At 33.7% G+C, this 12,247-nt stretch carries 9 protein-coding genes; 8 read left to right on the forward strand and 1 reads right to left on the reverse strand.

Annotation, left to right across the window (positions count from 1 at the left end; translation table 11 throughout):
* Positions 1 to 84 precede the first annotated feature (84 nt).
* The gene (gene gdhA, locus B5X47_RS12045) at positions 85 to 1,431 is read right to left on the reverse strand and encodes an NADP-specific glutamate dehydrogenase (RefSeq protein WP_079590407.1); all 1,347 of its coding nucleotides are present in this window, start codon (positions 1,429 to 1,431) and stop codon (positions 85 to 87) included.
* A gap of 545 nt (positions 1,432 to 1,976) precedes the next feature.
* Between gdhA and B5X47_RS12050 the strand changes: the two genes are divergently transcribed.
* The 8 genes from B5X47_RS12050 (at position 1,977) to B5X47_RS12085 (ending at position 12,035) form a co-directional block, all read left to right on the forward strand.
* Positions 1,977 to 2,147: a DUF362 domain-containing protein gene (locus B5X47_RS12050; RefSeq protein WP_013362500.1), complete on the forward strand. Its 171-nt coding sequence runs from the start codon at positions 1,977 to 1,979 to the stop codon at positions 2,145 to 2,147.
* Between the two features lie 101 nt (positions 2,148 to 2,248).
* Positions 2,249 to 2,989 carry an NADPH-dependent oxidoreductase gene (locus tag B5X47_RS12055; RefSeq protein ID WP_079590409.1) on the forward strand — a complete coding sequence of 247 codons (741 nt, stop codon included), beginning with the start codon at positions 2,249 to 2,251 and terminating at the stop codon, positions 2,987 to 2,989.
* Positions 2,990 to 3,140: 151 nt separating this feature from the next.
* Positions 3,141 to 5,051, forward strand: a complete 1,911-nt coding sequence (locus tag B5X47_RS12060) for an ABC-F family ATP-binding cassette domain-containing protein (RefSeq protein ID WP_079590411.1) — start codon at positions 3,141 to 3,143, stop codon at positions 5,049 to 5,051.
* A 106-nt stretch (positions 5,052 to 5,157) separates the two neighbouring features.
* Positions 5,158 to 6,852, forward strand: a complete 1,695-nt coding sequence (locus tag B5X47_RS12065; RefSeq protein ID WP_079590413.1) for a M3 family oligoendopeptidase — start codon at positions 5,158 to 5,160, stop codon at positions 6,850 to 6,852.
* Between the two features lie 37 nt (positions 6,853 to 6,889).
* Complete coding sequence (locus tag B5X47_RS12070) at positions 6,890 to 8,446, forward strand: ABC-F family ATP-binding cassette domain-containing protein (protein WP_013362496.1); 1,557 nt, start codon at positions 6,890 to 6,892, stop codon at positions 8,444 to 8,446.
* Positions 8,447 to 8,610: 164 nt separating this feature from the next.
* A complete protein-coding gene (locus tag B5X47_RS12075) occupies positions 8,611 to 9,774 on the forward strand; it encodes an HRDC domain-containing protein (protein WP_079590415.1) in 1,164 nt (387 codons plus the stop codon).
* A 31-nt stretch (positions 9,775 to 9,805) separates the two neighbouring features.
* Positions 9,806 to 10,243 (forward strand): zinc ribbon domain-containing protein, encoded by a 438-nt coding sequence (locus tag B5X47_RS12080; protein WP_079590417.1) that lies wholly within the window; start codon positions 9,806 to 9,808, stop codon positions 10,241 to 10,243.
* Positions 10,244 to 10,427: 184 nt separating this feature from the next.
* Positions 10,428 to 12,035 carry a sensor domain-containing diguanylate cyclase gene (locus tag B5X47_RS12085; protein WP_159446479.1) on the forward strand — a complete coding sequence of 536 codons (1,608 nt, stop codon included), beginning with the start codon at positions 10,428 to 10,430 and terminating at the stop codon, positions 12,033 to 12,035.
* The last annotated feature ends 212 nt before the right edge of the window (positions 12,036 to 12,247 follow it).

Here is a 12,247-nt window from a genome sequence, read left to right on the forward strand (position 1 = left end):
ATTACTATGTATTTACAATAAAAAAGCACAGGCAATTCGCCTGTGCTTTAGAAATTCAATTATGAATTAATTATTAATTAATTATTAATAATCTCCTTGTTGTACCATAGCATCTGCTACTTTAACAAAACCAGCGATGTTAGCTCCAGCAACAAGATTATATCCGAATCCAAACTCTTCAGCTGCTGTAGCTGCGTTGTTATGGATGTTAATCATGATTTGATGTAATTTAGCGTCAACTTCTTCTGCAGTCCAGCTATATCTCATTGAGTTTTGAGACATTTCTAGAGCTGAAGTAGCAACTCCACCAGCGTTAGCCGCTTTAGCAGGTCCGATAAGAACTCCTTTTTCTTGTAGGAAAGTAAGAGCCTCGTTAGTAGTAGGCATGTTAGCACCTTCAACTAGGAATTTGATTCCGTTGTCAACGATTAGTTTAGCATGCTCTAAGTGAATATCATTTTGAGTTGCACAAGGCATGATGATATCAACTTTTTGTCCCCAAGGTTTTTGTCCTGGGAAGAACTCAGCGCCAAACTTGTCAGCGTAATCTTGAACTTTATCTCTACCAGAGTTTCTCATTTCTACCATGAAATTGATTTTCTCATCAGTAGTAACACCATCTTTATCGTAGATGTATCCATCTGGACCAGAAAGAGTAACAACTTTTCCGCCTAGATCTCTAACTTTGATACATGCTCCCCAAGCAACGTTTCCGAAACCTGAAACAGCAACAGTTTTTCCTTCGAAGTTCATTCCTTCGTGCTTTAACATTTCGTTAGCGAAGTAAGTAACTCCAAATCCTGTAGCTTCTGGTCTGATTAGAGAACCACCGTAAGATAAGCCTTTTCCAGTAAGAACGCCGTTTTCGAAAGCTCCACGGATTCTTCTGTATTGTCCGTACATGTATCCAACTTCTCTTCCACCAACTCCGATGTCTCCAGCTGGAACGTCTACATCTGGTCCGATGTGTCTGTATAGCTCAGTCATGAAGCTTTGGCAGAAACGCATAATTTCAGCATCTGATTTTCCTCTTGGGTCGAAGTCAGCTCCACCTTTTCCTCCACCTATTGGAAGTCCAGTAAGTGAGTTCTTGAAGATTTGCTCGAAACCAAGGAATTTAATGATTCCTATGTAAACAGTGTGATGGAAACGGATTCCACCTTTGTAAGGTCCGATAGCTCCGTTAAATTGTACTCTGTAACCTCTGTTAACTTGAATAGTTCCATTGTCATCTACCCAAGGTACTCTGAACATGATTTGTCTTTCAGGCTCAGCCATTCTCTCAAGAATATTAGCTTTAACCCACTCAGGTCTTTTTGCAAGTACTGGCTCAAGAGAAACAAAAACCTCTTCTACTGCTTGTAGGAATTCAGGTTCATGTGCGTTTCTAGCTTTAACCTTTTCGAAAACATCATTAATATACTGTTTCATTCCGATCTCTCCTCCATTTATTAAAGTATTATCATAAAGATAAATTTTTAAAGAGTGACACTTATAGCCACAAGAAGTTAATATATAACGTTTTCCCACTCTTGACTTAGATTATAACATATAGGATATGTATTTGTAACAGCTTTTTAAAAGAATTTCTTCACCATATTGGGTTTGTGAATAAAGAAATTGCAGACTATTCAGTTAGTTAAATATTCAAAATATACAGCTGAATTAGATAAACATACTTTACTTAAATGTATGACACTTTCAGATTGAATATGAGTCATATAAAAACATAGATATGTATAAAAATTATACGTTATTGCAAGTTTTATAAATTTTTCCTTCACTAATCCTATAAATTTAATATGGATTTAATTAATTTATTTCAAAACATAGTCGCACAATTGAAACTTTTTATCGATAATCGTCACTCAAATGAGAAAAATTATCGCTAGAATACAGTATTTACAGACATTATAAGGCATGATATAATCAACCTAAGTTAATTATTCTAGAGAAAATTGAAGGAGGAATTTAATATGGCATACGTAATAAATGATTCTTGTATCAGCTGTGGAGCTTGCGAGCCAGAGTGCCCAGTAAACGCAATTACTGCAGGAGATGACAAATATGTTATCGATGCAGCTACATGTATCGACTGTGGAGCATGTGCAGGTGTTTGTCCAGTTGACGCTCCTCAACCAGAGTAATATTGTTACATAACGAGGTCTTAGACCTCGTTTTTTTTTGTTTATTTTTATTCATAATGGGGTAAGTAAAGGTTAGATGAATAATAATGAGGTGATATGAAATGACTCATGTGTATGACGTGCTAACTGAACATCGCTCAATAAGGAAATACAAACAAGACCCTGTAGATGAAAAGCATCTTGAGATGATTTTAAGAGCAGCTCAAGCAGCTCCTTCATCTGTAAATGGTCAGCAGTGGAGTATTATTTTAGTAAAGGACCAAGAAAAAAAGGATAAATTAGCCTCGCTTACAGGAGACCAAAGCTGGGTAGCAGAAGCGCCTGTGTTTTTAGTTTTTGTGGCTGATTATAATAGGGCTAAATTGGCAGCGAAGAAAAATGATAATGAATTGAAAATCACAGAGTCAGTTGAATCCATTATGGTAGCCTCTGTAGACGTAGGACTAGCCGCAGGAAATGCAATAGCAGTAGCTGAATCCTTAGGATATGGAATAGTTCCTATAGGAGGAGTAAGAAGAGAGCCTGAAGAAGTCATAGAATTGCTTGAGCTTCCTCAGTATGTTTATCCTATAGTTGGACTGTGCATAGGAATTCCAGAAAGCAAAGAAGAAAAGAAGCCTAGACTTCCTCTTCAAGCAGTGGTTCATAACGAAGCCTATAATAAAGACCAGATGATAGACATTGATGTATATGACGATATAATCCATAATTATTTACTTGAACGCTCAGCAGGAAAAAAAGACACCAACTGGAGTAAACAGCTATCGGATTTATATAGTAGGGTTTATTATCCTAAGGTGTATCCTTCACTTAAAAAGCAAGGATTTGATAATGACAAATAACTAGGTTTAATTCTCCCCCATTCATAAGAACTGGGGGAGTTTTTCTTTGGATTTATATATGAATTACTTTACAAAATTGGTATAATAAAATGTTAGTGTATAAATTGAAATAGGAACTTTAAATAAATTTGTTTGAGTAGGAGTTTATGTTATGAATTTGTTATCAACGGAAAGTCTCTCTAAGGCATATGGAGAAAAGAAATTATTTGATAAAGTAGCCTTTGGCATAGATGACAGCGATAAGATAGGTCTTATCGGGATTAATGGGACAGGAAAGACAAGCTTTTTGAAAGTAATTGCAGGTATAGATGAAGCTGATGCAGGAAGCTTTATAAAATCTAGCAATTTAAAAATAGAATATCTAGCTCAAAATCCTGATTTTGATTTTGAGATTACTGTTTTAGAGCAAGTATTTGAAGGAAGCTCGCCTCTTATGGTGCTACTAAGAGAATATGAAAATGTAAGCTCGAGCCTTGAAAAAAATCCAAGTGATACGAAGCTTCAAATGAGGCTTATGGAGCTAAATGCAAAGATGGATTTGAATGAAGCTTGGCAGATAGAGCGTGAAGCAAAAACAGTACTTATGAAGCTTGGTATTATGGAATTTGATAAAAAAATAGGAGAGCTTTCTGGTGGACAAAGAAAGAGAGTTGCAATGGCTGGTGCACTTATTAGGCCTTGTGACTTACTGATACTGGACGAGCCTACTAACCATATAGACAATGAAACCATAACCTATCTAGAAGACTATCTTTCAAACAGAAAAGGTGCACTTTTAATGGTTACCCATGATAGATATTTCCTAGATAGAGTAGTAAACAAAATATGGGAGCTAGATGAAGGCAAGCTATATGCTTATCAAGGAGCCTATACTAAGTTTCTGGAGCTAAAAGCTCAAAGAGAAGCTGATGACAAGCGTATCCAAGAAAAAAAGCAAAGCCTGTATAAAAGCGAGCTTGCTTGGATGAGAAAAGGTGTAGAGGCAAGACGTACCAAGCAAAAAGCTAGAAAAGACAGATTTAAGATACTTGAAACTGAAATAGACAAATCATCTGATGAAAAGCTAGATATATCTGTGGCAGGAAAAAGACTAGGCAGAAAAATAATTGAGATAAATGATATATCAAAATCCTTTGGAGACAAGGTAGTATTAAAAAACTTTACTTACACAGTGCTAAAAGGTGACAGAATAGGAATAGTAGGAAACAATGGAGAGGGGAAATCTTCGTTACTAAACGCAATAGCTAAAAAGCTAGACCTAGATAGTGGAACTATAGAAATCGGAGAGACTATAAAGATAGGTTACTATTCTCAGGAAAATATAGATATGGACACTAGTCTTAGAGTTATAGAATATATAAAAAACAAAGCCGAATATATAGAAACCTCTGATGGAACGAAGATTACTGCGGCTATGATGCTTGAAAAATTTCTATTTACTGGAGATATGCAGTGGTCGTTTATTTCTAAGCTCTCAGGAGGAGAAAGAAGAAGGCTGTATTTATTGTCAGTGCTGATGGAAGGTCCAAATGTACTTTTATTGGATGAGCCTACAAATGACCTTGATATTCAGACACTAGCTATACTAGAGGATTATATTGACGAGTTTAATGGACCAGTAATCACTGTTTCGCATGATAGATATTTCCTAGATAAAATAGCAGATAAAATTTTTGCTTTTGAAGGTGATGGTAATATAGAGATATCTTTTGGTGACTACACTGATTACAGTGAGAAGAAAAAACAGACTATAGAGGATACAGCATCTGAGACTGTTAAATCCTCACTTAAGGATAAAGATAAAAGCAGTGAAGCTAAGCCGAAAGCAAAAACTAAGTTTAGCTATAAAGAACAGCAGGAATTTGACACTATAGATGAGAAGATAGAGCAGACTGAAACCAAACTTGCTCAGATAAAAATAGATATGGAAAAAAATGCAGCTGATTTTGTCAAGCTAGCAGAGCTTACAAAGGAAGAAGAACGATTAAATTCATCACTAGAAGAGCTGATGGAAAGATGGGCATATCTTAATGAACTAGCTGAAGAACTAGGAATTTTATAAATTCATATAATTTGAACAATTCATAAAAATAATATTGTATGTATAAATTATTTAAAGTAATATAGTTTTAAAGCTTATAAATAAGATGTTTCTAGGAGGAGATATTATGGGATTTAAAGATTATGCTTATGAAAGACCTGATATGACAAAAATTGAAGCTGATTTTAACATTCTTTTGGACAAGTTTGTAAAGGCTGACAGCTTTGAAGAGCAAGACAGCGTTATGGAGAAAATAAATGAGATAAGAAGAGATTTTGAAACGGCAGCGAGCTTAGTTCAGGTAAGACATACGCTAGACACTACAGATGAGTACTATGAAAAACAAAATGATTATATAGACGAAATTAGCCCGATATATGAAGGACTGATTAGTAAATACTATGAAGCTTTAGTGAATTCGAAATTTAAAGCTGAGCTAGAAAAAAAATGGGGTTCATATATATTTGATATAGCTCAGACGAAATTAAAAACTTTTTCACCTGAGATAATCGAGGATATGCAAAAAGAAAATAAGCTAGCAAGTCAGTATACAAAGCTTAGAGCCTCTGCTAAGATAATGTTTCAAGGTGAAGAAAGAAACCTAGCTCAGATGACACCTTTTATGGAATCTTCTGATAGAGAGGTTAGAAAATCTGCAAATGAAGCTTACTGCAAATTTTTCTTAGATAATGAAGCAGAATTTGATAGAATATATGATGGGCTTGTTAAAGTACGTCATGAGATTGCTACAAAATTAGGTTACAAAAATTTTGTGGAATTAGGCTATGCAAGGCTAACTAGAACAGACTACGATGCCGATATGGTAAAAGGCTATAGAAAACAAGTGAAAGACCATCTAGTGTCAGTAGCTCAAAAGCTAAGAGAGCGTCAAAGAGAAAGACTAGGCTTAGAAAAATTATTGTACTTTGATGAGCCTCTTGAGTTCTTGACTGGAAACGCTACGCCTAAAGGAAATCCTGAGTGGATTATAGACAAGGGAGCAAAAATGTATCAGGAATTATCAGCTGATACTGATGAATTCTTTAACTATATGAGAGACAATGATTTACTTGATTTAGTTGCTAAAAAAGGCAAAGATGGCGGTGGATACTGTACATTCTTCCCTAAATATAAATCGCCGTTTATATTTTCGAATTTCAATGGAACCTCTGGGGATGTAGATGTACTAACTCATGAAGCAGGACATGCTTTTCAGGTATTTAAAAGCAGAGATTTCAAGCTTCCGGAATACGTATGGCCTACATTAGAAGCTTGCGAGATTCACTCTATGAGTATGGAGTTTTTTGCATGGCCATGGATGGAGCTGTTCTTTGAGAAGGATGTAGATAAATACAAATTCTCTCACCTTGCTTCAGCGCTTTTATTCATTCCATATGGAGTGACAGTAGATGAATTCCAGCACTGGATATATGAAAATCCTGAGGCTACGGCTGATGAAAGAAAAGCAAAGTGGAGAGAAATAGAAAAAAATTATCTTCCATGGAGAGACTACGCAGGAAATGAGCTGTTAGAAAAGGGTGGATACTGGTTTAGACAAGGACATATATTTTCAAATCCTTTCTATTATATAGACTACACTTTGGCTCAAGTATGCGCACTTCAATTCTGGATTAAGCAAAATGAAAATAAAGAAAAAGCTTGGAGCGAATACGTAAGACTATGCGAAGCTGGTGGAAGCGAGTCTTTCCTAAAGCTAGTGGAAGTTGCAAATCTAAAGAATCCATTTGTGGATGGAACCATAGCTTCAGTAATTCCGCAAATTAATGACTACCTTGATAAGGTAGATGATAAAAAGTTATAAAAAGTAATATAGGATAATGTAAAGAAGGAGAAAATTAATGAGTATTTTAAATGTAAAAAATTTGAGTCATGGATTTGGAGACAGAGCTATATTTGACAATGTGTCATTTAGGTTATTAAAAGGAGAGCATATAGGATTAATCGGTGCCAATGGAGAGGGAAAATCCAGCTTCATGAAGATAATCACTCACCAGATTGAGCCAGATGCCGGAGTCATAGAGTGGTCAAAACGTGTGAGGGTAGGCTATCTAGACCAGCATACAGTTCTTGAAAAAGGTATGACTATAAGAGATGCATTAAAAGGCGCGTTCAAATATTTATATGACCTAGAGGAAGAGATGAACCAAATCTATGGAAAAATGGGAGATGTCGATGAAAACGAGCTAAATATAATGCTTGAAGATGTAGGAAACATACAGGACATTTTGGACCATAACGATTTTTACATTATAGACTCAAAGGTGGAAGAAATAGCAAGAGGACTAGGAATAGCTGATATAGGGCTAGATAAACAAGTAAACGACTTAAGTGGTGGTCAAAGAACAAAAATTCTGCTTGCAAAATTGCTACTAGAAAAACCTGATATTCTCCTTCTAGATGAGCCTACGAACTACTTAGATGAACAGCATATAGAATGGCTTAAGCGTTATCTTCAGGAATACGAAAATGCTTTTATTTTGATATCCCATGATATGGCGTTTTTAAATAGTGTAATCAACTTAATTTATCATATGGAAAACCAAAAGCTAGATAGATATGTGGGTAGCTATGATGACTTTATGAAAGTATACGAAGCCAAAAAATCACAGCTAGAATCTGCTTATAAAAAACAACAGCAAGAGATAGAGGACTTGAAGGATTTTGTTCAGAGGAATAAAGCTAGAGTTGCAACTAGAAATATGGCTATGTCTAGACAGAAGAAGCTAGACAAAATGGATGTAATAGAGCTAGCGAAAGATAGACCTAAGCCAGAGTTTAACTTCAAAATGTCTAGAGCATCAGGCAAGCTTATATTTGAAACAAAAGACCTTGTGATAGGATATGATGAGCCACTTTCAAAGCCACTGAACCTGCGTATGGAAAGAGGACAGAAAATAGCTCTTATGGGAGCCAATGGCCTTGGAAAGACTACTCTTCTAAGAAGTATACTAGGTGAGATTCCACCTGTTTCTGGCTCAGTTGAGATGGGGGACTATCTGTATATAGGATATTTCGAGCAAGAGATGAAGGAAGCAAACTATAATACTTGTATAGAAGAAGTATGGGGAGAATTCCCTTCTATGGACCAAAGAGACATAAGAGCAGCTCTTGCAAAATGTGGACTTACTACCAAGCATATAGAAAGTAAGATAGTGGTGCTAAGTGGTGGAGAGCAAGCGAAAGTAAGACTTTGCAAGCTAATCAACAACGAAACTAATCTACTAGTTCTAGATGAGCCGACAAACCACCTTGATGTAGATGCAAAAGATGAGCTTAAAAGAGCACTAAAAGCTTACAAAGGAAGCATACTTTTGATATGCCATGAGCCTGAGTTTTATCAAGATATAGTATCTGATGTATGGAACTGTGAGACATGGACTACAAAAATCGTATAGAATAAATCGAAGATCTGCTTTTGAAGCAGGTCTTTTTTTATACCAAAATAGTTTGATTGAAGTACACTTTTAAATGGTCTTGATAGTTTTTGATTTTGTCTTTTTCCTTTAACTTTTAAATGTAGAATTTTATGGTATAACTATAATTGATAGGGGGAGAGGGAATGAATATATTTAATAAAATGGATAGAGTGGAGTTTCTAAGAGAAAGCAATGAAGCGAGTGATTATATAGAAAAATTGAAACTATTAGAAAACAAAGCTTCTGGAGATATAAAATCCAAAATTGAAAAAGAAATAAAAATTTGCACATGGGGAATGCTCGGAGAAAAAAATATAGCATTTGAATTAAGAAATAGTGGGATACCGATGTATGTGCTTCATGATGTGAATATTGAAATTGAAGATTTGACTGCACAAATAGATTATATAGTTGTGACAAGAAAGCTTAATTTTATTATTGAGTGCAAAAACTTAATTGGGGATATAGAAATAGACAATAATGGTAATTTTCTTAGAAAATATACCTTCAAAGGGAAACAAATTAAAGAAGGTATTTATTCTCCTATAACTCAAAATCAAAGACATTTAGAAGTACTAAAGAAAGTAAAAAAAGATTCATTTAATGATAATTTTTTATTTAAAATGGGGATAGATAAAACTTTTGATTTATTTAATAAGTCAATTGTGGTTTTATCGAACCCCAAAACTATATTAAATGCTAAATATGCTAAAAAGGATGTCAAAGACCAAGTAATAAGAGCAGACCAACTAATAAAGCATATGAAATTCCATATAAATCAATCTAAGGAATTCGCATCAAGTGATAAACAAATGCTTAGTATTGCTAATGATTTTTTGAATCTTCATAATCAGAGTAAATCTTCTTTTGAAAAGCGCTATCAGGAATTTGCTAGTGCAGTTGGAGTGGATTATGCACAAGATTTTGGGATTGATAACATAACTAAAGATACTAGTATTAATAAATCAGCAAATTCAGCCTACCTTAGTAACAGTGGATACAATAACTTTTTTGATAATGCTGTTGAAGAAAATTTAAATGATATAGAGCCAAAACAAGAATTAGAAAATAAAACTATAGATATCGATAAATTACGGGCGGAACTTAAAGAGATGAGATTAAAAACTAGCAGAAAAGAAAATATAAAACCCTATTTTATTTTTAATGATAAACAAATGGATGACTTAATTGATAAATATCCTAAAAGCAAAGAGGCTTTGGTAAAGGTTTCTGGATTTGGAGAGAAAAAAGCTGAAAAATATGGAGAAGAGATTTTGAGTATCTTAGCTAAATTTGATTGTAATTAAAAATAATCTTACATATGAGGAGGACTAACTAATGAATGAGCAAAATGATAAAAATGAAATTTCATCACAAAGAAAAGGACTTTATTATACTGGATTAGTGCTTGTGGTGATAGGGATAATGATGTTTATGTCTACCTTTGTTCTATCTATGATGAATCCTTTCGGTGGAAATCCGTTTATGAATGCAGTTATAGGGATGATTATGATAATGATAGGAAATGTGCTTATGGCTGTGGGAAGAAGAGGACTAGCAGGGAGTGGTATAATTCTTGACCCGAATCAAGCTAGAGAAGATTTAAAACCTTATTCTAAACAAGCTGGTGGAATGATAAACGATGCACTAGAAGAAGTGGATGTGATTCACAATATAAAAGATGATTCGCAGACTATAAAAATAAGATGTAGAAATTGCAAAGGACTAAATGATGAAAATGCTAGATATTGTAATCACTGTGGTAAAGAGTTATGATTAATATATTTTTAGAATAGATTCAGTAAAGGCCTAAAAAAAATAGGTCTTTTTTATCATTTAATACTAGCGCTTGTTACCTAAAATATGATACAATAAATAATAAGATAAAAATAATTTACCAATTGCTGGAACTATTGACAATAGTTTATCAATTATTTCAAGGAAATATATGGAGGTAAAAATGACATTAGATATATATAATGTGCTGATAGGTATAATTTCGGCAGCAGTATTTCAATTTGTGATTTTTGCTGTTCATATAAGAGATTATAAAAAAGAAAAGTTTTTATTGATTTGGCTACTTGGTACAGGGTTTGTTATCGCAGGTTTTTTTTCGAGTTTTTTGGCGAGAAATGAAGATATACAAGCCTATGTTATTATGGTGCATAATTTACTTTTGATTTTAGGTCAAGGGCTTTACTATATATCTCTTAAAAAATATTTTAAACCAAAAGATATGATTAAAAATTATCGATTGGATTTAGGATTAGTTATATTTTTTCTAACTATTTTTTCAGTGTTTTCTCAAAATATCACAATAAGAATGATCAGCAATTCGCTAGTATTGCTACTATTTTCTTTATTTTCTTTACGTTTACTTAATCAAAATAGATCAGAGGATATAAGAAGAGGTTCTAATCTTTTTATAATTTCAAATTGGATTAATATTGTATTTTGGACTTATAGGATTTTGGCTGTATATTTTGTTTTGCCAAAATTTCCAAGACTATATGAAATGATTATAGTTATGAGCTATTTGTCTAGCTTAATGCTATGTGTTCTAGGAAGCTTGGGATTGATTTTTCTTATAAACCAAAGACTAACTTCTATGTTAGAAAAAGAAAAGTTAAAATTTATGACTATAATAGAAACTAGTCCAGATTCTGTCGTTGTTACTAATCTAAGCGACGGGAAAATTGTTATAGCGAATAATAATTTTATGAAAAAAATGCAGTATTCTATGGAAGAGCTTTTAGATGAGACTACTGTATCTATAAAAATATGGAAAGACCAATGTTCAAGAGACAATTTTCTAAATGCCATAAAAAATAGCGAAAACATAGAAAAATATGAAGACTATTTATATGCTAAGGATGGTAGTAAATTTCTTGGATGTATTTCAGCCAACAAAATGAGTATTGATGGAGAGGAATATATAATATCTATTATCCGAGATGTCACAAAGGTAAGAGAAACAGAGAAAAAGCTTTTGGAAAGCGAAAGAAAATATAAAGAATTAGCAGAGCAGTTGAAGCTCGAAAAAGAAATAGCGGAGAAGAATTCTTTGACTGATGGACTTACAGGACTAGCTAATAGAAGGTATTTAGAGGATAGGATTTTCTATGAATTTGCAAGGATGAAAAGAACTTGGATGGAGCTATCCATCATAATGATAGATGTAGATTACTTTAAACTATATAACGATACCTATGGTCATATGCAAGGTGATGAATGCTTAAAAATTGTTGCGAATGAACTTAATAACAGCGTTAAAAGAGCTACGGATTTGGTTGCGAGATATGGAGGAGAAGAATTTGTAGTGCTGCTTCCAAACACAGGCAAAGAAGAAGCGCATATGATGGCAACTAGCATGAAAAAAAATATTGAGGATCTAAAAATAACACATGAGCTTTCGGATGTTTCTAGCTATGTAACTGTAAGCGTAGGAGTAGCAACGTTTAATAGAGATACAAAGTTGCCATGCAATATGCTAATACAGCAGGCTGACGAAGCCTTATATCTTGCAAAGGATTATGGAAGAAACCAGGTTGTTGCAGCAAATTTGTAAAGAGGTGGTATTGCACCTCTTTATTTTTTTGATAAAAAACGTTATAGGGTAAATTAGGAATTTTAATTCTGAAATAGAGGATATGATTTGTGATTTATAAACATATATTAAAGTCAGTTTTATTCCGATAAATTATGGTAGAATGAATTATAAAGTTAATTAATTGAGTATTAAAGATGGTTAAAAACTATTTTAAATTATAAATAGAGGAA

Source organism: Acetoanaerobium noterae (assembly GCF_900168025.1).
Taxonomy (GTDB): domain Bacteria; phylum Bacillota; class Clostridia; order Peptostreptococcales; family Filifactoraceae; genus Acetoanaerobium; species Acetoanaerobium noterae.